The sequence below is a fragment of the Dactylosporangium sp. CA-092794 genome (genome assembly GCF_050948465.1).
Taxonomy (GTDB): domain Bacteria; phylum Actinomycetota; class Actinomycetes; order Mycobacteriales; family Micromonosporaceae; genus Dactylosporangium.
On sequence record NZ_CP192044.1, the window covers coordinates 8,821,777 to 8,844,435 of the forward strand.

A 22,659-nucleotide genomic window follows, 5' to 3' on the forward strand; every position below is an offset into this window, starting at 1 on the left:
TCGCGGTCAGTCCCCGGCGCCGGTGAACACCCGGGGGGTGAAGTCCACGTCTCGGCCCATGAACGCGGCGAGCCGGTCGGCGTCGGTGGCGCCCTCCGGCGTCGGGCGCTCCTGCGCCACCGAGTTGAGGATCTGCGGCGCGGTCCGCTCGTAGCCCTCGAACCGGTCCTGGAAGTGCCGCAGCGTCCAGGCGACGAGCTCGGGGTCGAAGTCCGCGGTCGGGAGGCCGAGCGCCTTGCGCAGGTCCCAGTTGTGCACGACGAGATCGGCGATCCGGCGCGAGACGAGGCCTTCGAGCTCCCGCTCGTAATCCACGCCGTCGCGGCTGGTGATGACGATCTGATCGAGGGCGTTGGGCTTGGAAAGGAGCCCGCGCAGCTCGTCGAACGCTGCGGAGATCTTCCCTTTCGGGTCGTCACCGAGACGATCCTCGCGCGACTTCGGGTCGGGCAGCGGAGCCTGCTGGATGCGGGTCGAGACGATGATCTCGCCGGCGTAGATGTGATTGCACAACGCCTTCACGTCCCACTCGGAGCACGGCGTCGCCCAATTGAACTTGTCGTCCGGGATCGACTGCACCAGCGCCTCCGCCTGCGCCGAAACCCGCATGTACGCGTCGATGATGTCCATACGGCGAGTCAAACAATATTCCATAAGCATGTCAAGGCAGTATCAGTGATATATCAGTATTGTTTCAAGCCGGTGCTTCGTCAATTACCGGCGTTTCCATGACGCCGAGGCCGCTCATCTCAATGCGGACGACGTCGCCCGGCGCCAGCCACTTCGGCGGCCTCATGCCGGCCGCGACGCCGGTGGGCGTCCCGGTCGTGATGATGTCGCCCGGCCGCAGCGTCGTGGTCGTGCTCAGCCACTCGATCAGCTCAAACGGGCTGCGATGCATGTCGCCGGCGAAGCCGTCCTGGCGCGGCTCGCCGTTGACCGACAGCCGCAGCCTGATCGCACCGAACGGACCCGCCTCATCCGCGGTCACCAGCCACGGGCCGGTGGGCAGAAAGGTGTCCCAGCCTTTTGCCCGCATCAACTGGACCATCGCCGTGGAATCGAGGTCGGACGGAAACAGCGAATTGCTTCCCTCCTCGCCAAGATCGCGCGCGCTGACATCATTCGCCATCATGTAACCGGCGATGTGAGCGGGCGCGTCCGCCGCGGAAATGCGATGCCCGCCCGTACCGATGACCACCGCGAGTTCCGCCTCGTAGTCCAGGCACTCGGTCTCGGGCGGCCGGACGATCGGGTCATAGGGACCGGACAATGCCGACGACGGCTTTTGAAACACCACAGGAATCGTCGGCAGGTCGCCCGAGCCGGCGAAGCGACCGACCTCGCGCAGGTGCGCGTGGTAATTCGCGCCGCAGACGAAGATGTTCGGCGGATCGACCACCGGCGGACCCAGCCGGGCCCCGGCGAGCGGTACCAGATCATCACCGAAACGCTCGACCGCCGACTCAAGCCGCTCGGCCACCCGGTCGAGGACCGGCAGCAGCTCCCGCACCCCCGCATGCGGCGGCAGGCCCAGCTCGGCGGCGAGCGCACCGAGCGGCAGAATCCGATCCCCGACCACGACGCCGGGCACCTCCCCGCCCCGGGGCCCGAAGCTCACCAAACGCATCCCGCATCCCCTATCGGAAGTCAGATCGCTTCGCCGGCCACCGGCGTCTCCATGACGCTGAGGCCGGTCATCTCGATCCGGACGACGTCGCCCGGCGCCAGCCACTTCGGCGGCTTCATGCCGGCCGCGACGCCGGTGGGCGTCCCGGTCGTGATGATGTCGCCCGGCCGCAGCGTCGTGGTCGCGCTCAGCCACTCGATCAGCTCGAACGGGCTGCGGTGCATCTCGCTCGCGAAGCCGTCCTGGCGCGGCTCGCCGTTGACCGACAGCTGGAGCCTGATGGCGCCGAACGGACCCGCCTCGTCCGCGGTCACCAGCCAGGGACCGGTGGGCAGAAAGGTGTCCCAGCCCTTGGCCCGCATCAGCTGGATCAGCGCCGCGGAGTTCAGCTTCCGGCTCTCGCCGACGCCGAGATCGCGCGTGCTGACGTCGTTCGAGATCATGTAACCGGCGATGTGGCCGGGCGCGTCCTGCGCGGAGATGCGGCGCCCGCCCTTGCCGATGACCACGGCCAGCTCCGCCTCGTAGTCCAGGCACTCGGTCTCCGGCGGCCGGACGATCGGGTCGTAGGGGCCGGACAGCGCGGACAGCGGCTTCTGGAACACCACCACGGGCAGCGTCGGCAGCTTGCTCTCGTCGTCGAAGCGGCCGACCTCGCGCAGGTGCGCGTGGTAGTTCGCGCCGCAGACGAAGATGTTCGGCGGATCGACCACCGGCGGACCCAGCCGGGCCCCGGCGAGCGGTACCAGATCATCACCGAAACGCTCGACCGCCGACTCAAGCCGCTCGGCGACCCGGTCGAGGACCGGCAGCAGCTCCCGCGGCGCCGCATGCGGCGGCAGGCCCAGCTCGGCGGCGAGCGCACCGAGCGGCAGAATCCGATCCCCGACCACGACGCCGGGCACCTCCCCGCCCCGGGGCCCGAAGCTCACCAGACGCATCCCGGATCCCCCTTCACGCTTTGTCCCACGGGGTCCACGGGCGGTCGCCCGGCCGGGCGCTGCGATCGAACGGCCCCGGGGCGAAATCCACGGGCCGGCCCAGTCGCGCCGCGAGCCGGTCCGCGTCGGTCGCGTCCCGCGGTGCCGGCTGCGGCCGTTCGGCAATGGCGATGTGGTTGTGCGACCGGTCCTCGGCGGTCCGCGCCTCGAAGTGCGCCAGCGTCCACGCGACGAGGTCGGGGGCGAAGCCGGCGGTCGGGAGGCCGAGCGCCTTCGCCAGATCCCAGTTGTGCACGACCATGTCGGCGACCCGCTTCGCGAGGAGGTTCCCGACGATCGCGTCGTGGACGTCGCCCTGGGGACCGACGGTCGTGGTGTGCCGGTCGAGGACGTCCGGCTTCGACAGGAGGCCGCGCAGCTCGTCGAACCCTGCGCAGAGCGTCGCTCGCGGATCGTCGCCGAGCCGGTCCTCGGCCGACTTCGGGTCGGGCAGGGTGGTTCCCCGGATGCGGCTCGAGATCACGATGTCGCCGGCGTGGATGTGGTTGCACAGCGCCCGCACGTCCCAGCCGGGGCACGGCGTGGCGAATCCGAACCGGTCGTCCGGGATCGACCGCACCAGCTCCTCCGCCTGTGCCGATACCCGCATGTACGCGTCGATGATGTCCACGGTCGAGTCGTCTTCCTCCAGGCTGACGTGACGGCGGCGCTGCACGTCCGGATCGGTGTCCGGCACGGCCGCGAGCAGGCGCCGGGTGTAGGGATGTTTCGGTTCGTCGCAGACCTCGCGGGCCGGACCGTGCTCAAGCACCCGCCCGTGGTAGAGCACCACGATGTCGTCGGCAACGTGGCGTACCACCCCCAGATCATGCGAAATGAAGAGCATCGTCAGGTCCAGTTCGCGCTGCACGCGTCGCAGCAGGTTGAGGATCTGCGCCTGGATCGACAGGTCCAGGGCGCTGGTCGGCTCGTCGCACACGATGAGCCTGGGCTTGGGGATGAGGGCCCGGGCGATCGCGATCCGCTGGCGTTGCCCGCCGGAGAAACCGGCCGGGTAGCGGTGGGCCGCGTCCGGGGAAAGACCGACCATCGTCAGCGCCCGCGCGACCTCGCCGGCCCGCTCGGATCGAGACATGGAGGTGTGCACCAGCAGCGGCTCCTCCAGCGTCTGGCCGATCGTCCGCATGGGATTCAGCGAGCCGTAGGGATCCTGGAACACCGGCTGGATGTGGCGGGTCAGCTCCCGGCGCGTGCGCGCGTCGCAGCCGACCACCTCGACCCCGTCGAAGACGATGCTGCCGGCCGTCGGCGGCACCAGCCCGAGCACCGCGTTGCCCAGCGTGCTCTTGCCCGAGCCGCTCTCGCCGACGATCGCGACCGTGCGCCCCCGGGACGCCTCCACGTCGACACCGTCCAGGGCACGCGACACCGAACCGCCCCGCCCGGGCTTGCGGTAGTCGACCGTCAGCCCCCGAACGGCCAGCAGTGGCGTGTTCATTCCGCCACGACCAGTTCATCGGTGTGGATGCAGCGGGACAACCGGCCGGCACCGACCTCCACGACGGGAATCGTCGCCACGGCGCACTCCGGGGTGGCTCGCAAGCAGCGGGAAGCGAAATGACAGCCCACCGGCCACGCACCGGGCTCCGGCACCACTCCCTCGATGCTCGGCAGGTCCTCCCCGTAGGCGGTCCGATGGGGATCGGAGGCCAGCAGCGCCGCGGAGTAGGGATGCCGGGGCGCGTGATAGATCTCGGACGCGGGGGCGGACTCGACGAGCTGGCCCGCATACATCACCACGGTCCGGTCGCAGATGTCGGCGACCACGCCCCAGTCGTGCGTGATGACGACCAGCGCCATGCCGAGCTGCGCCTGCAGATCGCGCAGCAGGGCCAGGACCTTCGCCTGGACGGTGACGTCGAGCGCCGATGTCGGCTCGTCGGCGATGAGCAGCTGCGGCTCGTTCGCCACGGCCATCGCGATGCAGACGCGCTGTGCCATGCCGCCGGACAGCTCGTACGGCCGGCGCTCGAGAATCACGGCTGGATCGGAGAACCGGACGAGCCGCAGCAGCTCGGCGGCGCGTTCGTCGGCCTGCCGCCGGCCCAGGTCGCTGTGCTGCCGGATGACCTCGCGCATCTGGGAGCGCACGGTGAAGAGCGGATCGAGGCTGTTCACCGCGTCCTGGGACACCAGGGCGATCCGCTTGCCCCGGAAGCGGGACAGCGTCCGTTCGCTCGCCCGCACGAGGTCGGTGCCGTCGAAGTACACCGAGCCCTGGGTCACCCGGCCGCCGGCCGGGAGCAGGCCGAGGATCGCCTTGGCCGTCGTGGACTTGCCGCAGCCCGACTCGCCGACCAGACCGACCGCTTCGCCGGCCTGCACGGAGAAGCTGAGGTCGTCCACGACGGTCCGCAAGGCCCCGCCCCGGTGCAAGCCGACGGTGAGCCCGCGCACCTGCAGCAGCGGGGCACCCGCCCCGACGGCCTCGGGCTCGACCGCCGTGGCGGCATCCGGTCGCCGGATCCGCCTGAGCGAGACCGCCGGGACGGACCGTTCGACGGTCGCGTCCCGCAGCGAGTCACCGAGCAGGCTGAGCGCGATGACCGTGAGCGCGATGATGCCGCCGGTCGGGACGAGCAGCCACCCGTCGCGTGACGTCACGGCCGCCGCCTGCGCGACGAGGTTGCCCCAGGTCGGGCCGGCCGCGTCGGGCCGCATCAGGCCCAGGAACGACAGGCCGCTCTCCACGACCAGCGTGCTGGCGGAGAACAGCGAGATCTGCACGATGATCGGGCCGGACAGCGACGGCAGGATGTGCCGCCGCATGACGCTCGGCGTGCTGAGGCCGGCGAGCCGCGCGCCCTTGACGAAGAGCTCGTTGCGACACGCGATCGTCGCGGCCCGGACGATCCGGATCAGGCCCGGCGTGTGCAGCAGGCCGAGGGTGACCATCGCGGCCGTGTCGTTGCCCGGAAAGATCGCCACGACCATGAGGAGCACGACGATGCCCGGGATCGCGAACACCAGGTCGGTGACCCGGGTGATGATCAGATCGGTGCGCCCGCCGAGGTACCCGGCCAGAATCCCGAACGGCACGCCGATGACGACGAACACCACGAGGGCGGTGAGCACGTCCACGACCGTGGTCCGGCCGCCGTAGAGCAGGCGGCTGGTGACGTCGCGGCCGAGCTGGTCGGTGCCGAGCCAGTGGCCGCCGCCCGGGCCGGCCAGAACGTGGGCGAGGTCCTGGGTGCCGGCGTCGTACCGGGCGACCAGCGGCGCGGCCGCGATGACCACCAGGAGCAGGACGAGGTAGCTCAGTGCGACGGCCGCCACGGGACGCGACACGAGGGTGCGCAGCAGACCGTGCCGCGCGGCCGGTGCGCCCGCGTCGGCCGGGCCCGGCACGGCCGTTGGCTGGGTTGTCATCGCGCGGTTCTCGCTCTCGGGTCCAGCAACCGGTACGACACGTCCACGAGCAGGTTGATCGCGACGACCAGGATCGCGAAGTACAGCGCGACGCCCTCGATGACCGGCAGGTTGTGGGTCAGGCCCGCGGACACGGCTTCCTGCCCGATCCCGGGCAGGCCGAAGACGTTCTCCACGAAGACGGTGCCGCCGAGCAGACCGATGAACAGAATGCCGAGCGCGGTCACGATCGGTATCGCCGCGTTGCGCAGCACATGCTTGAACACGATCTTCCGGACCGGCAGGCCGTGGGCGCGCAACGCGGTGACGAAGTCCTTCGCCAGCACCCGCAGCACCGAGTCCCGGACCTGCCGCGCGATGAGTGCCACCGTGCCGACGGCCAGCGCGACCACGGGCAGAACGAGGCTGCGCAACCACTGGACGGGGTCGTCGGCGAACGGGACGTACCCGGTGGACGGCAACAGGCGCACCTGGACGGAGAACAGGTCGATGAGCACGACCGCCAGCCAGAAGTTCGGCACCGCGAACCCGAGGACGGCGACGACGTCCACGATCCGGCCCAGAGCGCCGCCGCGGACCGCGCTGAGCACGCCGAACCCGACACCCACCACCGCGGCGAGCAGGAGTACGCCGAAAATGATGGACAGGCTCGGGCCGATGCGGGCGTTGAGCTCGCTGGTGACCGACCGCCCGCTGAACAGATCGATGCCCAGGTCGCCGCGGACCGCGTGGGTCAGCCAGTGCCAGTACCGCACGGGCGGCGGCATGTCGAGGCCCAGCTGGTGTTCGACCTGGTCATACTGTTCCTGGGTGTACGCCTGGCCGCTGAAATACACCTCGACCGCGTTTCCCGGTGCGAGGGACGAGAGCACGAAGGTCAGGACCGTGACCGCGAAGAGCAGCAGCAGGGACGAGGTCAGCCACCTGAAGGTCATCCGAAACATCAGCGCGATTTCTCAATCCAACTCAGCGGGTCATTTGGCGGGTGCGACGCTGCAGATCCACAGCAACGGCTGTCCGGCGCTGACCTGCGTGCCGGTGATCTTCTTGGTCGCGTAGTAGAAGGCGTCCTGGCCCACGATCGGCACGAACCACGCCTGCTGGTTCAGGTAGCCGACGATCTTCCGGTCGAGATCCTGCTTCTGGCTGCCGGACGCGGCCACGTCCTGCTCGTAGAGGCCTTGCAGGGTGCTGTCGGCGGTGTGGAACGGGTTGGACACCACCTTGGGCAGGTAGAGCGAGCTGCCGGCGGTCGCGATCGGCTGCGGGCCGTAGTTCGTGGTGTAGACCGCCGCCTGGCCGCCCCGGGTCGCCTGCACGAACGCCTGGATGTTCGGCAGGTCCTTCACGGACGCATTGACGCCGATCTTCGCCCATTGCTGGGCGACGGCCTGCGCGAGGTTCGCCTGGCCGCCCGCGTCGGTCGCGTAGAGGTCCAGGCTGAAGCCGTTGGGATAGCCGGCCTCGGCCAGCAGCGATTTCGCCTTGGACACGTCGTAGGGGTAGCTGTTGTCCAGGGCCGAGTCGTAGCCTTCGCCGCCGGGCAGGGCCATCTGCGACGCGGGTGAACCGCTGTCCGGATACAGGGCCTTCTGGATGGCGGCGCGGTCCACCGCGTAGTTCAGCGCCTGCCGGACCTGCACCTGGGCCAGCGCCGGCACCTTGGTCCCCTGGCGGTCGGCCAGATTGACCGTCGCTACCGACACCGGCGCCTGCGTCACGGTCAGCCCGGCCTGCTTCGCGCCGGCGACCGTACTCTGGTCGCCCAGTGCGAGGTCCACTTGTCCGGATTGCAGGGCGGCCAGGGTCGACTGGGGATTCGCGATCGCCTTGTAGACGACCTTCTTCCAGTGCACGGCGCCCTTGTCGTAGTAGTTCGGGTTGGGCACGAACGTGTACTGGCTCCCCGGAATCGACGCCGAGGGGTCCAGCATGTACTCGCCGGCGCCGGCGGTCGCCGACGACAGCGACTTCGGATCCTTGAGCCCGGCCGGACTGATCACCGCCCCGCCGTTCGTGTCCTGCGAGAGGTTGTACTCCAGGTCCGGCTTGGGGCTGGCCATGTCGATGGTCACCTCCAGCGGCCCGGTCGCGGTGAAGGTGTCGCCGGCGAACAGCGACGCCTGCGGCCCGGACCCGGTGGCGACGTAGTGGAAGTAATCCACCACGCCCGCGGCGCTCAGGTCGCCGCCGTCGGCGAACTTGACGTCGGGCCGCAGCTGCAGCACGAATTTCCGGTTGTCGGTGCCGGCGTACTTCCACGACGTCGCCAGGCCCGGCTGGTAGCTGCCGTCGTTGGCGTGGATCAGCAGCGGCTCGTAGGCGAGCTGGATCGGGTAGCGGCCGTTGGCGAGCGCCAGCGACGGGTCGAGCGAGTTGGGCGCCGCGAGCCCGGCCACGGTGAGGAGGTCGCCGACCCGGCCGCCGACCGCCGGCTGGCTGCCGTCGCTCGTCGCCGAGGAGCCGGAGCCGGAGCCGCCGCAGGCCGCCGACGCGGCCGCGACGACCGACAGCACAGACGCGGCGAGCGCCGCTTTTCCGGCCCGCGGCCGGCGACGTAACGGGATTCGTAAGTTCACTGCTCGGCTCTCCTGACGGCAGGGTGCGATGCACCGAATGGCGGACGGTGGCGACCGGCCGCCGTTGCCAGGGGTGTCACGAACGGCGGCGGAACCGAAGGTCGGGCGTCGAGAACGCCGCCACATTAATGACCGGCCGTTCGGGAAGTCAAGGGTGCCGTACCGGCCCGAGTACCGGGAACAACGGCGGCAAAAGCCGCGGATCAATCGGTCGGGGGAGCCAGGACGGCCGGCAGGAAGATGGTGTCGACGATCTCCTCGATGACCTCGAGCGGCACCGGCTTGAGGGTCAGCAGGAACTCCTGCTGCAGCAGCAGGTAGGGCAGCGAAGCGATCCGGTCGCTCACCGAGTCGCGCGGCACCTCGCCGCGGGCGATGGCCCGGTCGAGGACGATCCGGGTGATGCGCGGCCGGCCGGGCAAGAGGCTTTCGCGCAGGTCGGCGGGGCTGGTGCCGGTCTCCTGGTAGTAGCCGCCGAGGTGGACGGTCAGGACGGCGGCGATGTTGAGCCGGGTCTCGTTGGCCGCCCGCATGAGGGCGATGGTGTCGCCGCGCAGCGTGCCGGTGTCCGGGATGGCGATGTCGTCACGCTCGACGGCCTGGGTGAGGGCCGCGCGCACGAGCTCGTGCTTGTCCGCCCAGCGCCGGTACAGGACGGGGCGGCTGGTGCGGGCCCGGGTGGCGACGGCATCCATGGTGAAGGCGGCGTAGCCGTTCTCGACCAGTTCGTCCCAGGCCGCGTCGAGCAGCGCGCGCTCGAGTGCCCTGCCGTGGCGCCGGATGCCCGCCATTACGCCTCCCCACAAGAAACATTTGCGTATCTAGAGCATTGGCCGTAGCGTGACCCCAGAGTAGGTACAAGATCGTACCTTGAAGGGTCAGTCGGGTGAGTTCACCGCAGGTAGTCCAGACGCGGACGGCAACCGGGCCGGGCGTGGATCCGGCGGTGTGGCGCACCGCGTTCACCATCATCGCCGGTGCGATGGTGGTCGTGTTCGACGCGACCATCGTCAGCGTCGCGCTCAACGACCTCGCCAAGGACCTGCACGCGCCGATCAGCACGATCCAGTGGGTCAGCACCGGATATCTGCTGGCGATGTTCGTGACCATCCCGGTCGCCGGGTGGGCGCAATCGGCGCTGGGCGGCAAGCGGCTGTGGATCGTCGCGCTCGGCGTGTTCCTGCTCGGCTCGGTCCTGTGCGCGTGCGCGTGGGACGCGCCCAGCCTGATCGCGTTCCGCATCGTGCAGGGCATCGGCGGCGGCGTCATCATGCCGCTGATGATGACGCTGATCATGCAGGCCGCCGGGGGCCGCAACGTCGGCACCGTGATGTCGGTGGTGACCCTGCCCTCCTCGCTGGGCCCGATCCTGGGGCCGGTGCTCGGCGGCATCATCCTGAACTTCGGCGACTGGCGCTGGCTGTTCCTGGTCAACATCCCGTTCTGCACGGTCGGCGCGCTGCTCGCGCTGCGCAATCTGCCCAACGACCGGCCGTCGGCGCGCACCCGCCTGGACTGGGTCGGCCTGCTGCTGCTCTCGCCCGGCGTCGCCGCGATCATCTTCGGGCTGAGCCGGGTCAACGCCGCCGGCGGGTTCGGCAGCGCCCAGGTCCTCGTGCCGGTGCTGGGCGGGCTCGCGCTGGTGGCCGGCTTCGTGCGCTGGGCCCTGCCCCGCGCCTCGACTGCGCTGGTCAACGTGCGCCTGTTCCGCCACCGGCCGCTGGCCTCCTCATCCGCGCTGGGCTTTCTCACCGGCGCGGCGCTTTACGGCGCGTTGTTGCTGCTGCCGTTGTACTGGCAGCAGGTGCGCGGCGAGAGCGCGCTCAACGCCGGGCTGCTGCTCATCCCGCAGGGCGTCGGCACGCTGGTCTCCCGCCGGCCGGCCGGCAAGCTCATCGACGAGATCGGGCCCCGCTGGGTCGCGCTCGTCGGGTTCGCGATCGTGACCGTCGGCACCCTCCCGTTCGGCTTCGTCACCGACCACACCGGCAACGTGCTGCTCCTGGCCGCGTTGTTCGTGCGCGGCATCGGCATGGGTGCCACGACCATCTCGCTCAGCGGCACCGCGTACATCGGCCTGCCCCGCCCGGACATGCCCTCGGGCAGCATCATCGCCCGGGTGGGCCAGCAGATCGGCGGGTCGGCGGGCACCGCCGTGCTCGCCGTCATCCTGCTGGCCGCGGCCGCCGGCGACGCCGGCCCCGCCCACGCGTTCCGCGAGGCGTTCTGGTGGTCGATCGGCTTCGCCGCGGTCGCCGTCCCGCTGTGCCTGCTGCTGCCGGGCCGGCCCGCGCCGGAGCGCCGAGCCGCCGGATCAGTGCTTGACGAGGCCGACGAAGACCATGCCGGCGACCGATCGGGCCAGCTCGGACGCGTCGACCGGGCCGTCGGGGTCGTACCACTCGACTAGCGAGTTGACGGTGCCGAACAGCAGCCGGCTGATGACCACCGGGGAGATGTCGTCCCGCAGCGCACCCTCGTCGACGGCGGCCTGGACCAGGGCGGCGAGCTTGTCGCTGAGCAGACGGCGGCGCTTGAGCGCGGCCAGCTCGAGCTCGCTGTTGCCGCGGACCCGCAGCAGCAGCGTGACCGCGGGCAGGTGCTCCGTGAGAATCAGCACCGACTGCTCCAGCGCGGTCCTCAGCCGGTCGTAGGCGCTCGCGCCGCGGCCGGTCACCGCGGTGTCGATCGCCGCGCTCAGCCCGTCGAGGGCCTCGTCGAGGGCGGCCGAGAGCAGCGCCTCCTTGCTCGGGACGTGGTGGTAGATGGCCGACTTCGTCAGGCCGAGATCCTTGGCCAGGTCGCCCATGCTGGTGGCGTCGTAGCCCTTCGCGTTGAACAGCTCGATCGCGCGGCGCAGCACGGTCGCCTGGTCGTAGCCCGGCCGGCCACGACGCGCCGGCGGTCGCGGTTGCGCAGCCTCGGACATGAACACATGGTCCCATGCGCCGAAGCCGGTCGGCACGCCCGACCGAAGGGGGGCATGCCGACCGGCCGATGACGCCCGGTTTGGGCGGCTTACCTGGCGGATGCGACGTTGTTGATCCACAGCACCGGCTGCCCGGCGCTGACCTGCGTCCCGGTGATCTGCTTCGTCGCGTAGTAGAAGGAGTTCTGGCTGACGATCGGGACGAACCACGCCTGCTGGTTCAGATAGCCGACGATCTTCCGGTCGAGGTCCTGCTTCTGGCTGCCGGACGCGGCCACGTTCTGGTCGTAGAGGCCTTGCAGGGTGCTGTCGGCGGTGTGGAACGGGTTGGCCACCGCCTTGGGCAGGTACAGATACTTGCCGGCGGTCGCGATCGGCTGCGCGTTGTAGTTGGTGGTGTAGGCCGGCGCCTGGCCGCCGAGCGCCGCCTGCTGGAACGCCTGGGCGTTGGCCACGTCCTTGACCGAGGCCTTGACGCCGATCTGCGCCCACTGCTGGGCGACGGCCTGCGCGAGGTTCGCCAGGCCGCCCGCGTCGGTCGCGTAGACGTCCAGGCTGAAGCCGTCGGGGTAGCCGGCCTGCGCCAGCAGCGACTTCGCCTTGGCCACGTCGTAGGGGTAGCTGTTGTCGAGCGACGGGTCGTAGCCGTAGCCGCCGGGCAGCGCCAGCTGCGACGCGGGCGAGGCGATGTCCGGATAGAGCGCCTTCTGGATCGCGGCGCGGTCCACCGCGTAGTTCAGCGCCTGCCGCACCTGCACCTGGGCCAAGGCCGGCACCTTGGTCCCCTGGCGGTCGGCCAGATTGATCATCGCCACGCTGGCCGGCGCCTGCGTCACCGTCAGCCCGGCCTGCTTCGCGCTGGAAATCGTGCTCTGGTCGCCCAGTGCGAGGTCCACCTGCCCGGACTGCAGGGCGGCCAGGGTCGACTGGGGATTCGCGATCGCCTTGTAGACGACCTTCTTCCAGTGCACGGCGCCCTTGTCGTAGTAGTTCGGGTTGGGCACGAACGTGTACTGGCTCCCCGGAATCGACGCCGAGGGGTCCAGCATGTACTCGCCGGCGCCGGCGGTCCCCGAGGACAGGGACTTCGGATCCTTGAGCCCGGCCGGACTGATCACCGCCCCGCCGTTCGTGTCCTGCGAGAGGTTGTACTCCAGGTCCGGCTTGGGGCTCGCCGTGTCGATGGTCACCTCTAGCGGCCCGGTCGCGGTGAAGGTGTCGCCGGCGAACAGCGACGCCTGCGCTCCGGTCCCGGTCGCCACATATTTGAGGTAGTCGACGACCGCCGCGGCGGTCAGGTCGCCGCCGTCGGCGAACTTGACGTCCGGCCGCAGCTGCAGCACGAATTTCCGGTTGTCCGTGCCAAGGTACTTCCACGACGTCGCCAGGCCCGGCTGGTAGCTGCCGTCGTTGGCGTGGATCAGCAGCGGCTCGTAGGCGAGCTGAATGGCGTAGCGGTCGGTCGAGATCGCCAGCGACGGGTCGAACGAACGGATCGCCGCGGGCCCGGCCACGGTGAGGAGGTCGCCGACCCGGCCGCTGGCCGCCGGCTGGCTACCGTCGTTCGACGCCGAGGAGTCCGAGCCGCCGCAGGCCGCCAGCGCGACCGCGACGACCGACAACACAGATACGGCGGACACCGCTTTTCCGGCCCACGGCCGGCGACGTAACGGGATCGATGAGTTCACTGGTCGGCTCTCCTGATCGGCGGGGTGCGATGCACCGATGGCGGACGGTGGCGATGGAGATGTCAGGCGAGCTTCTCGTCGACGATGGGCGTCCGCATGGTGCCGAGGCCGGTGATCTCCATACGCACCTCGTCGCCCTCGAACAGGAACGACGGCGGGTTCTGGAACGCGCCGCACCCGGTCGTGGTGCCGGTGAGGATGATGTCGCCCGGCTCGAGCTCGAGCACCTTGCTGAAGTCCTCGATCAGGCCGGGGATGTCGACGATCATCTCGTTGCTGTTGCCGTGCTGGCGCAGCTCGCCGTTGACCCAGCAGTTCAGCTCGAGGTCGTGCGGGTCCGGGATCTCGTCCTTGGTGACCAGCCACGGTCCGGTGGGCGCCCCCGTGGGGATGCCCTTGGCCCGGGTGATCTGCGAGAACATCGGGTGCAGCGCCATGTCCTTGAAGGCCATGTCCCGGGCCGTGACGTCGTTGCCGATCATGTACCCGGCGATGTGGTCGTAGGCGCTCTCCCGCGGAATCCGGAAGCCGCCCCGGCCGATCACCACGGCGATCTCGGTCTCGTAGTCGAGCTGCTCGGTCTGCGCCGGCCGGACCAGCGGGTCGGTCGGGCCGATCACGGTGTTGGACGGCTTGAAGATGAGCAGCGGCTCGGACGGCGACGGCGCGTTCTTCCTGCCCGCCGCCTCGTCCACGTGGGACTGGTAGTTGCCGCCGGCGACGATGATCTTCGGTGGTTTGGGGACGGGCGGGCCCAGCCGCACGCTGTCCGCGCTCACGGTGATCCTCGCGGCGTCGACCCGCTTGTCGAGCTCCGGCCGCAGCTGCGGCAGGAGCGCGAGGAGGGCGTTCGTCGGCAGATCGGTGTAGCCGGCCTCGATCAGCAGCGGGGCGAGCGGGACGATGGTGTGCTCGTCCGCCAGGATGCCCGGCTGCTCGGCGCGTACCGGTCCGAACGTCACGATCTTCATGCCGTTTCCTTCCGTAGTAAGTCGTTCAGCAGCGGGCGCCCTCCGGGTGAGTCGGGCTCCGGGATGTACTCCAGACCGAGGTACCCGCGGTAGCCGACGTCGTGCAGCGCTTCCAGCACTGCCGGGAAGTCGATGGCGCCGCTGCCCGGACGGCCGCGGCCCGGGTCGTCGGCGAGCTGGACGTGCGCGATGCGGTCGGCCGCCAGCCGGATCTGCTCGACCAGGTCGCTGCCGCTGCGGTGCAGGTGGTACACGTCGAACAGCAGCGCGATGTTGTCCAGCCCGGCGCGTTCCCGGGCCTCGTGCAGGAGCCTGATGGTGTTCTCCAGCCGGATCAACGGGAATGCCGGGCTGTCGAAACGGTTCAGGGTCTCCAGCACGACCGTGATGCCGCGCGGCCCGGCCCGCTGGGCCAGGTGCGCGATGTTGTCCAGGGCGACGTCCCGCTGGACCGTGGGGTCGAGCTCGGGCAGGCGGTTGCCGTAGAGCGCGTTCACCAGCCGGCACTCCGTTGCCTCGGCGATGTCGAGCACGATCTCGGCATTGGCCCGGACGGCGTCGGTCGCGTGCGGCCAGGAGATGCGCCCCCGGTCTCCACGGTGCGGGTCGCCCTCGTGCAGATTGATCGAGACCAGCCGGGTACCTGCCGCGCGGAGTGCCGCCTCGAACCGGCCGATCTCGCGGGCCGACGGCGTGGGCGTCGGAAACGGCCACCACACCTCCACGGCGTCGAAGCCGGCCTCGGCCGCGGCGGCGGGGCGATCGTTCAGCGGCAGGTGGGTGAACAGCATCGAGATGTTCGCATCCGACGGGAACGTGAACGCACTCGGCGCGATCGGCACGCCGGCCGCGCTCACCCGAGCAGTCCGTCCAGGACGCGGCGCAGCTGCTCGGGGTCGGCCGGGGGCGCGTCGGCGCGCCACGCGACGTGTCCGTCGGGCCGGACCAGGATCGCCCCGTGCGGGGCGAGCCGGTAGGCGCGCTCGAACTCGTCGTCCTCCGCCTTGAACGTATCCCCCGGGCTCGCGACACGAACCAGGTCGCCACGGCCGAGCGCCGCCGCGGTGTCGCGCCAGCCGGACGCCTGCGACCCGACGAAGAGGACGAAGCCGGTGTCGAACAGGTCGAGGGTCGAGCGGCGCTGCCCGGCGACGTCGATCCAGGCGTGCGGGGCGCGCCGGCCGGGCACCGCGTCCGGCCGGAACTCTTCGCCGGCGCCGGCGTCGGATTCGAGCTCGCCGGCCAGGGCCGCGGGGGGCGGATAGGTGAAGCCGAGGTCCATCCGGATGGCGTTGACGTGCTGGCCCTGCTCGTCGAGCAACGTGGCCAGCGTCTCCTTGTCGTCGGCGGCGATCGCGGACACGATCTGCCGGATGCGCCCGCTGTTGTCGACGCTCCAGTCCGCGTAGCCGGAGACCACCGGCCGGCGCTCGGCCTCGTAGGTGTCCAGCAGGCCGGGACCGGCCCGCCCGGTGAGGACGAGGGCCAGTTTCCAGGTGAGGTTGTGCACGTCCTGGATGCCGGCGTTCATGCCGAACCCGCCGGTCGGGGGAAAGACGTGGGCGGCGTCGCCGGCCAGGAACACCCGCCCCGCGCGCCAGCCGTCGGCGACCTGGGCGCTGAGCCGCCAGGTCGTGATGTCGAGCAGTTCGATGTCGTCGAACGCCGAGCCGTCCGGCCCGGCGCCGGGCTGGTCGTCCGCCGGCCCGACCGCGCCCCGGATGAGGGCGCGCGCCTGCTCCGGGGTCAGCGACGCCGGCGGCTCGGTGCTCGGCGGCCGCATCACCATCGTCACCCAGCGGCGCTGGCCGTCGACCGGCGCGACCGTGGTCACCGGTCCGTGACGGACACCGGTGATGTACTGCACGCACGGCCGGTCGGCCGTCCAGCGCGACAGGTCGCCGGACCAGTAGACCGAATGCCAGTAGCCCAGGACCGGGATGCCGACCAGGTTGAGCCCGAGCAGCTTGCGGGTGGCGCTGCCGACGCCGTCGGCCGCCACCGCGTAACGGGCCCGGATGCGGTGCTCGCGGCCCTCTTCGGCGGCGACGCGAGCGGTCACCGAGTGCTCGTCCTGGTCCACGCCGATCAGCTCGTGGTGCAGGAGCAGCGTGATCAGCGGCTCGGCGCGCACCGCGGCCAGCAGCGTCTCCTGCACCGCGTCCTGCGCCACCCGCAGCGACGAGGTGGGGCTGAACGGGCCCGCGACCGACTCCATCGCCTCGGAGCGCGCGGCCTCGGCCCCGCACAGCGAGTCGCAGTAGATGAATCCGGCGACGCCCTGGGGCAGGGACTGCGCGCGCAACGCCGGCTCCAGGCCCCACTGCCGCAGCAGCTCCATCGTGCGGATGCGGACGCCGCGCGCCTTCGGGTGGCCGTGGGTCGCGTCGCCGCGCTCGATGACGGTCGAGGCGATGCCGTGCCGCGCGAGCAACAGCGCGCAACTCAACCCGACCGGCCCCGCACCGACCACCAGAACCGGGACCGGGCTCTCGGGATTCGTGTTCTTCATCCACCGACTCCGATCATGCGCAGCGGGCGCTACGTTGTGATCCTCATCGTACTTTACTGTAATGTCAACGAAATGCGTCTGATATATTAGACGAGCCGCCGGTGGTTCCGACATGCGGATCCGGAGCCGGGCTAGATGCCGCCGAAGCCGCGCACGAGGGTGCGCGCCACCTCGTTGAGATGCCGGCGCATGATGTCCGCCGACTTCTCGGCGTCCTTGGCGCGCAGGGCGACGACCAGGCGCCGGTGCGCCCTGACCTCCTCGTCGGAGGTGATGTGCGACTCGACGTTCGGGAGCAGGAAGTGCAGCCGGCGGACCTCGTCCAGCAGGTCGAACAGCGCCTGCGACATCCTGCCGTTGCCCACCAGATCGGCGACCGCGATGTGGAACGCGCGGGCCGCGTCGAGGGCCTCGCCGGCGGAGCCGGCGTTGGCCTGCGAGTCGACCAGCCCACGCAGCCGCTGCACCGATTCGGCGCTCGCGGTGGCCGCCGCCTGCGCGGCGAGCACCGGCTCCAGGGCCAGCCGCATCTCGAAGATCTCGCGGACGTCTTCCAGCCGCAGCGGGCGGATCAGGTAGCCCTTGCGGGGCAGCACACGCACCCAGCCCTCGCGGGCGAGCAGCCGCAGCGCCTCCCGCACCGGCGTCTTGGAGACCCCGAAGCGCTCGGCCAGGTCTCCCTCGCCGAGGAGGTCCCCCGGCTTGCGATCGACCCGGATGATCTCCTCCTTGAGCAGGGCATATACCCGGTCGGTCATCGACAGGTCGGCCATGCCGTCAACCTGCTTGACCGCGCCCTGCTCCATCACCATCGGTGGGTCCTCTCATATATCGCTGAGACCTCACCACGTTACCCGCCGGCAGGCCGCTCCGGGGCGATGGGTAGGGCCGAAAGGTCACCGCCGCCGAAGCCCGCCCGGGTCGACTCCAGGAAGTGCGCGTAGACCACGGGCTCCACCACGGTCGGGATCGCGAACGCGGCGACCGCGTCGCGCACCAGCCCGAGGACCTCGGTGAGCAGGCCGACGGTCGCCCCCTGGTCCGGGTACCGTCCGGTGACGGCCGGCTCGAGGTTGCGGGCGAGCATCGCGCTGGCCGCCCAGCCGCCGTTGAGCACGCGATCGGCGACCTCGACGGGGATGCCGGCCGCCCGCACCAGGGCGGCCGCCTCGACCGCGCTCAGCGTGTGCGCCGCGACCAGCATCTGGTTGACCAGCTTCAACGCGACGCCGGCGCCGGACGGGCCGACCCGCTCCACCGACGCGCAGTATGCCGAGGCCACGGGTACCAGCCGGGCCGAGGCGCCGGCCTCGCCGCCCACCATGCCGATCAGCGTGCCCGCCGCCGCGCCGGCCGCGCCGCCGGTCACCGGGGCGTCGAGGAACTGGGCGCGGCGCTCCCCGGCCGCCGCCGCGAGCCGGCGGGCCAGTGCCGGGGCGAAGGTGCCGTGCTCGACCAGCAACGCGCCCGGGGCGGCATTGGCGATGACCCCGTCCGCGCCGAGGTACACCGACTCGATCGCGGCGCCGTCGAGCAGACAGCTGACGACCACCGGGCAGGCGCGCGCGACCGCGGCGGGGCCGTCGACGACGCGCACGTTGTCCGCCGCGACCGCGGCGGCCTTGGCCGCCGTTCGCGACCAGACCACCAGCTCGTCGCCGCGATCGCGCAGCCGCCGGGCCATCGGCATCCCCATCGCCCCCAGGCCGATGAAGCCGATCGGCCCGCCGGCGGGCGGCGCGGCCGGCTCAGTCATCGCCGCCGCCCGGTCCCTCGGCTCCGCGCAGGAAGTCGAAGTCGCAGCCCGCCGGCGCCTGGCTGACGTGCCGCCAGTAGAGCAGGTCGTAGCCCCGGCGCGGCGGGACGCCGGCCGGGAGGACGGGCTCCCGCGCGCCCAGCACCGCCGGGTCGACCAGCAGCTCCAGCGCTCCGGCCGGCACGTCCAGCCGGATCGGGTCGCCGTCGCGCACCAGCGACAGCGGACCGCCGACCGCGGCCTCCGGCGCGACGTGCAGCACCACGGTGCCGGTCGCGGTGCCGCTCATCCGGGCGTCGGAGATGCGGACCATGTCGTCGACGCCGGCGTCCAGCAGCCGCCGCGGGATCGGCAGATGCCCGACCTCCGGCATCCCGGGGCCGCCGCGGGGACCGGTCCCGCGCAGCACCAGCACCGAGTCCGGGCCGATCGGCAGCGCCGGGTCGTCGATGCGCGCGTGGAGATCGTCGACCCCGTCGAAGACGACCGCGGGGCCGACGTGCCGCAGCAGGCGGGCCGATGCGGCGCTGCGCTTGATGATCGCACCGTCCGGGGCGAGGTTGCCCTCCAGCACCGCCAGGGCGCCGTCGGCGTCCACCGGGTCCTCCACGGTGCGCAGCGAAGGCGTGGGCCCCTCATCGGGCGGCAGCTCGTCGGCCCAGCGGCGACCCGTCGCCGTGCGGCAGTCCAGGTGCATCCGGTCGCCGAGCCGGCGCACGACGGCGGGGATGCCGCCGTCCTGCTCCAGCTGGGCGAGCAGGTGGCGCCCGGCCGGGCGCACGTCGGCCAGGACCGGCGTGTCGCGGGTCCACTGGCGCAGCTTCGCCCGCGAGAGCCGAATTCCGGCCCGCCCGGCGATGGCCGCCAGGTGCACCACGGCGTTCGTCGAGCCGCTCACCGCGCACACCACCCGCACGGCGTTCTCCAGCGCGGCCGGCGTGACGAGCTCCGAGGGCCGCAGCTTCTCGCCCGCCGCGGCGACGATACGCCGCCCGGTCTCCTCGGCCAGCGCCAGTCGCCTGGCCCCGGTGGCCACCGGCAGGCTGGAGCCGGGCAGCGCGAAGCCGAGCACCTCGGCGATGGCCGCCATGGTGATGGCGGTACCCATGACGTTGCAGGTCCCCGTGCTGGGGTTGAGGCAGTCCTCCAGCTCGCGCCACTGCTCGTCGCTGACCAGCCCCTGGCGGCGGCGGTCGGCCAGCGGCCACAGGTCGTCGACCGTCAGGGACTCGCCGCGCCAGCACCCGACCTGACGCGGCCCGGCGGTGACGACCAGCGCCGGCTTGCCGGCGCTGATCGCCCCCATCAGCTGCGCCGGGACCGTCTTGTCGCAGCCGCCCAGCAGCACCACCGCGTCGATCGGGCTCGACGCGATCATCTGCTCCACGTCCATCGCCATCAGGTTGCGCAGCAGCATCGACGACGGGCGCGAGAACGGCTCGGAGATGGAGATGGTGGGGAAGACGAGCGGCAGCCCACCGGCCGCGGTCACGCCGTCCTTGACCGCCTGAGCCACCCGGTCGAGGCCGGAGTTGCACGGATTCAGCTCACTCCAGGACGAGCAGATCCCGATCACGGGGCGCCGGCGCACCTGCTCGGCGGACAGCCCGCGGCCGCGCATGAAGGCGCGGTGGACGAACGCGTCGACGGACGGGCCGTCGAACAGCTCACCGCCGCCGCGGGCGGTTCCTTCCTGCGACACCTGGCTCCCTTCTCATATATGACTGGCACACTACTGACATGTAAGCGGGGTTGGCAATCGCCGAGCGCGGGCGTTCAGGCGTCGTAGTCGACGAGCAGGGTGTCCGACTCCGGGATGGCCTGGCAGGTGAGCACGTATCCGGCGGCGACCTCGGCGGGCTCCAGCGCGTAGTTGCGGCGCATGTGTGCCGTGCCCGAGCGGACCAGCGCGCGGCAGGTGCCGCACACCCCGCCCTTGCAGGCGAACGGCAGGCCGGGCCGCACCCGCTGGGCCGCGTCCAGCACCGGCGTCCCCGGCGGCACCGTCACGGCGCTGGCCCGGCCGTCGAGCACGACGGTGACCTCGGCGCCCGGCCCGGCCGGCGCGTCGACGTGATGCACCTCGGCCGGCGGGGCCTCCTCGACGTAGAACAGCTCGCGGTGGATCCGGCCGGGCTCGACGCCGAGCTCGGCCAGCAGCTCGCCGGCCGCGGTCACCAGGGCGAACGGCCCGCACAGCCACCAGTGGTCGACGCCCGCGACGTCGACCGAGGCCGGCAGCAACTGCCGCAGCTTGGCCGGGTCGAGGCGCCCGGTGAACAGGTCGACCTCCTGGGGCTCCCGGGAGAGCACGTGCACGACCTGGGTCCGATCGGGGTGGGCGTCCTTGAGGTCGGCGATCTCGTCCGCGAACATCACCGTGTCGCTGCGCCGGTTGGCGTAGATCAGGGTGACCGTGGTGTCGTCGCGGGCGGCCAGCACCGATCTGGCGATCGACAGCAGGGGGGTGATCCCGCTGCCGGCCCCGATCAGCACGTGCCGCCCGGCCCGGGTCAGGTCCGGAGTGAAGGCACCGGCCGGCGGCTGGACCTCGACCACGTCACCGGGCCGCACCTCGCGCACCAGCCAGCCCGAGATGACGCCGCCCGGCACCTCGCGCACGCCGATGCGCGGCGCCCGGCCGGCCGGGGCACAGATCGAGTAGGAGCGGCGCTCGTCGCGGCCGTCGACCAGCCGGCGGATGGTCAGCGACTGGCCGGGCGCGAAGGCGAAGCGCGGGCCGAGCCCCTCGGGCACGTCGAAGCTCACCGCGGCCGAGTCGTCGGTCAACGGTTCGACCCGGGCCACCCGCAACGGGTAGAACGCGCGGTCCGGTTTGACCGGCAAATCGGGGGCCGCTGTCTGGCTCACCTAGATCTCCTTGACGTACTCGAACGGTTCGGCGCAGGCCGCGCAGCGGTAGAGCGCCTTGCAGGCGGTCGACCCGAACTGGGCCGTGCGGGCGGTCTCGGCCGAGCCGCAGCGCGGGCAGGTCACGACGGTGCGGGTGGCGAGCAGGGTCAGCGGCGTCGGCCCCGTGCGGCGCGGTGCCGCGTGCGGCGGGGCGATGCCGGCGGCGCGCAGCTTGCGCGCGCCGGCGTCGGTGATCCAGTCGCTGGTCCAGGCCGGCGCCAGGCGGGTCCGGACCGTGACGTTCGGGTAGCCGGCCGCCGCCAGCCGGTGGCGGAGGTCCGCCGTGATCTCGCGCATGGCCGGGCAGCCGGAGTACGTCGGCGTGATCGTGGCGACCACCGCGTCGCCCTCCTGCTCGACCGAGCGCAGGATGCCCAGCTCGGCGATGCTCACCATCGGCAGCTCCGGGTCGGGCGTGCCGGCCGCGACCGACCACGCGGTCGCGCTCACCATGTCGCGTCCGGGTACGCGCGGGCGACCGACTGCAGCTCGGCCAGCACGTAGCCCAGGGCCTCGGTGTGGACGCCGTCGCGACCGGCCCGGCCCAGCACCCGCCCGCGCGGCGCGGCCGCCGGCCGGTCGAGGCCGGCCGTGGCCAGCACGGTGTCGAGCACCACGTCGACCTCGGCGCGCACCGCGCCGGGCTCGACGGCGGTGGCCCCGAGCACGGCCGGGACCGGGTGCGGCTCGAAGAGCTCGTCGACCAGCGGCCACAGCCGGTCCAGGGCGCGCTGCATGCGCCGGTGCGACAGCGGCGTGCCGTCGCCCAGCCGGACCACCCACTGGGCGGCGTAGTCGCGGTGGTAGGCCAGCTCGCTGACCGCCTTGGCGGCGATCGCGGCCAGCACCGGGTCGGCCGAGTCGCGCAGCCGCTCGAACAGCGCCAGCCGCCAGCTGGCGAAGACCAGCAGGCGGCCGACCAGCTCGGCGAAGTCCTCGTCGGCGGCCTCGACCATGCGGACGTTGCGGAACTCATCGGCGTTGCGGAAGAACGCCAGTGCGTCCTCGTCCGCGCCGCGGCCGGGGTCGGCGGTGGCGGCCCGGGCGAGCAGCAGACGGGCCTGGCCGAGCAGGTCGAGGGCGATGTTCGCGACCGCGGTCTCCTCCTCCAGCTCCGGCAGCCGGGTGATCCACTCCTGCAGGCGGTGGCTGTAGATCAGGGCGTCGTCGCCGAGCATCAGGCAGTAGTCGGCCAGCGCGCGGGCGTCGATGCTGTCGGGTACCGCGGTGTCGACGCCGGCCAGCGGGTCGGTGAAGCCGGTGCCGAACGCCCAGCGGTGCCCGTCGTCGGTGTTGTCGGCGAGCAGG

20 protein-coding genes are annotated in these 22,659 nt (G+C 71.6%); 1 reads left to right on the forward strand and 19 read right to left on the reverse strand.

Annotated elements, in window-relative coordinates; translation table 11 throughout:
* Positions 1 to 6: 6 nt before the first annotated feature.
* The 8 genes from ACQPXD_RS37890 to ACQPXD_RS37925 all read right to left on the reverse strand — a co-directional run bounded on the left by ACQPXD_RS37890 (position 7) and on the right by ACQPXD_RS37925 (position 9,373).
* The gene (locus ACQPXD_RS37890; protein ID WP_432826697.1) at positions 7 to 630 is read right to left on the reverse strand and encodes a TIGR03086 family metal-binding protein; all 624 of its coding nucleotides are present in this window, start codon (positions 628 to 630) and stop codon (positions 7 to 9) included.
* Positions 631 to 694: 64 nt separating this feature from the next.
* Positions 695 to 1,594 carry a fumarylacetoacetate hydrolase family protein gene (locus tag ACQPXD_RS37895; RefSeq protein WP_432826699.1) on the reverse strand — a complete coding sequence of 300 codons (900 nt, stop codon included), beginning with the start codon at positions 1,592 to 1,594 and terminating at the stop codon, positions 695 to 697.
* Between the two features lie 56 nt (positions 1,595 to 1,650).
* Positions 1,651 to 2,562 carry a fumarylacetoacetate hydrolase family protein gene (locus tag ACQPXD_RS37900; protein ID WP_432826701.1) on the reverse strand — a complete coding sequence of 304 codons (912 nt, stop codon included), beginning with the start codon at positions 2,560 to 2,562 and terminating at the stop codon, positions 1,651 to 1,653.
* Between the two features lie 22 nt (positions 2,563 to 2,584).
* Positions 2,585 to 4,069, reverse strand: a complete 1,485-nt coding sequence (locus ACQPXD_RS37905; RefSeq protein WP_432826703.1) for a TIGR03086 family metal-binding protein — start codon at positions 4,067 to 4,069, stop codon at positions 2,585 to 2,587.
* The gene (locus ACQPXD_RS37910; RefSeq protein WP_432826705.1) at positions 4,066 to 6,003 is read right to left on the reverse strand and encodes a dipeptide/oligopeptide/nickel ABC transporter permease/ATP-binding protein; all 1,938 of its coding nucleotides are present in this window, start codon (positions 6,001 to 6,003) and stop codon (positions 4,066 to 4,068) included. Before ACQPXD_RS37910 ends, ACQPXD_RS37905 begins: the two co-directional genes overlap by 4 nt.
* The gene (locus tag ACQPXD_RS37915; protein WP_432826708.1) at positions 6,000 to 6,938 is read right to left on the reverse strand and encodes an ABC transporter permease; all 939 of its coding nucleotides are present in this window, start codon (positions 6,936 to 6,938) and stop codon (positions 6,000 to 6,002) included. The genes ACQPXD_RS37910 and ACQPXD_RS37915 overlap by 4 nt, the downstream gene beginning before the upstream one ends.
* Before the next feature lie 39 nt (positions 6,939 to 6,977).
* A complete protein-coding gene (locus ACQPXD_RS37920; protein WP_432826710.1) occupies positions 6,978 to 8,582 on the reverse strand; it encodes an ABC transporter substrate-binding protein in 1,605 nt (534 codons plus the stop codon).
* Between the two features lie 203 nt (positions 8,583 to 8,785).
* The gene (locus ACQPXD_RS37925; RefSeq protein ID WP_432826712.1) at positions 8,786 to 9,373 is read right to left on the reverse strand and encodes a TetR/AcrR family transcriptional regulator; all 588 of its coding nucleotides are present in this window, start codon (positions 9,371 to 9,373) and stop codon (positions 8,786 to 8,788) included.
* A gap of 95 nt (positions 9,374 to 9,468) precedes the next feature.
* On the opposite strand from ACQPXD_RS37925, the gene ACQPXD_RS37930 reads away from it, so the two are divergent.
* Positions 9,469 to 10,992 (forward strand): MDR family MFS transporter, encoded by a 1,524-nt coding sequence (locus ACQPXD_RS37930; RefSeq protein WP_432826714.1) that lies wholly within the window; start codon positions 9,469 to 9,471, stop codon positions 10,990 to 10,992.
* Here ACQPXD_RS37930 and ACQPXD_RS37935 read toward each other — a convergent pair.
* The 11 genes from ACQPXD_RS37935 to paaC form a co-directional block, all read right to left on the reverse strand.
* Positions 10,897 to 11,511: a TetR/AcrR family transcriptional regulator gene (locus ACQPXD_RS37935; RefSeq protein ID WP_432826716.1), complete on the reverse strand. Its 615-nt coding sequence runs from the start codon at positions 11,509 to 11,511 to the stop codon at positions 10,897 to 10,899. The genes ACQPXD_RS37930 and ACQPXD_RS37935 overlap by 96 nt on opposite strands.
* Positions 11,512 to 11,600: 89 nt before the next feature.
* The gene (locus ACQPXD_RS37940; RefSeq protein ID WP_432826718.1) at positions 11,601 to 13,151 is read right to left on the reverse strand and encodes an ABC transporter substrate-binding protein; all 1,551 of its coding nucleotides are present in this window, start codon (positions 13,149 to 13,151) and stop codon (positions 11,601 to 11,603) included.
* A gap of 110 nt (positions 13,152 to 13,261) precedes the next feature.
* Positions 13,262 to 14,170 (reverse strand): fumarylacetoacetate hydrolase family protein, encoded by a 909-nt coding sequence (locus ACQPXD_RS37945; protein ID WP_432826720.1) that lies wholly within the window; start codon positions 14,168 to 14,170, stop codon positions 13,262 to 13,264.
* Complete coding sequence (locus ACQPXD_RS37950; RefSeq protein WP_432826722.1) at positions 14,167 to 15,027, reverse strand: hydroxypyruvate isomerase family protein; 861 nt, start codon at positions 15,025 to 15,027, stop codon at positions 14,167 to 14,169. Before ACQPXD_RS37950 ends, ACQPXD_RS37945 begins: the two co-directional genes overlap by 4 nt.
* Positions 15,024 to 16,682 carry an FAD-dependent monooxygenase gene (locus ACQPXD_RS37955; RefSeq protein ID WP_432826724.1) on the reverse strand — a complete coding sequence of 553 codons (1,659 nt, stop codon included), beginning with the start codon at positions 16,680 to 16,682 and terminating at the stop codon, positions 15,024 to 15,026. Before ACQPXD_RS37955 ends, ACQPXD_RS37950 begins: the two co-directional genes overlap by 4 nt.
* A gap of 131 nt (positions 16,683 to 16,813) precedes the next feature.
* On the reverse strand, positions 16,814 to 17,494 hold the full coding sequence (locus ACQPXD_RS37960; protein ID WP_432826726.1) for a GntR family transcriptional regulator: 681 nt from the start codon (positions 17,492 to 17,494) through the stop codon (positions 16,814 to 16,816).
* 38 nt (positions 17,495 to 17,532) lie between these two features.
* Positions 17,533 to 18,438, reverse strand: a complete 906-nt coding sequence (locus ACQPXD_RS37965) for an NAD(P)-dependent oxidoreductase (RefSeq protein ID WP_432826728.1) — start codon at positions 18,436 to 18,438, stop codon at positions 17,533 to 17,535.
* The gene (locus ACQPXD_RS37970; protein ID WP_432826730.1) at positions 18,431 to 20,140 is read right to left on the reverse strand and encodes a dihydroxy-acid dehydratase; all 1,710 of its coding nucleotides are present in this window, start codon (positions 20,138 to 20,140) and stop codon (positions 18,431 to 18,433) included. Before ACQPXD_RS37970 ends, ACQPXD_RS37965 begins: the two co-directional genes overlap by 8 nt.
* A gap of 74 nt (positions 20,141 to 20,214) precedes the next feature.
* Positions 20,215 to 21,309: a 1,2-phenylacetyl-CoA epoxidase subunit PaaE gene (paaE, locus tag ACQPXD_RS37975; protein ID WP_432826732.1), complete on the reverse strand. Its 1,095-nt coding sequence runs from the start codon at positions 21,307 to 21,309 to the stop codon at positions 20,215 to 20,217.
* Positions 21,310 to 21,804, reverse strand: a complete 495-nt coding sequence (gene paaD / locus ACQPXD_RS37980; protein WP_432826734.1) for a 1,2-phenylacetyl-CoA epoxidase subunit PaaD — start codon at positions 21,802 to 21,804, stop codon at positions 21,310 to 21,312.
* Positions 21,798 to 22,529, reverse strand: coding sequence for a 1,2-phenylacetyl-CoA epoxidase subunit PaaC (gene paaC / locus ACQPXD_RS37985; protein WP_432844102.1), 732 nt, complete (start codon positions 22,527 to 22,529; stop codon positions 21,798 to 21,800). The genes paaD and paaC overlap by 7 nt, the downstream gene beginning before the upstream one ends.
* Between the last annotated feature and the right edge of the window lie 130 nt (positions 22,530 to 22,659).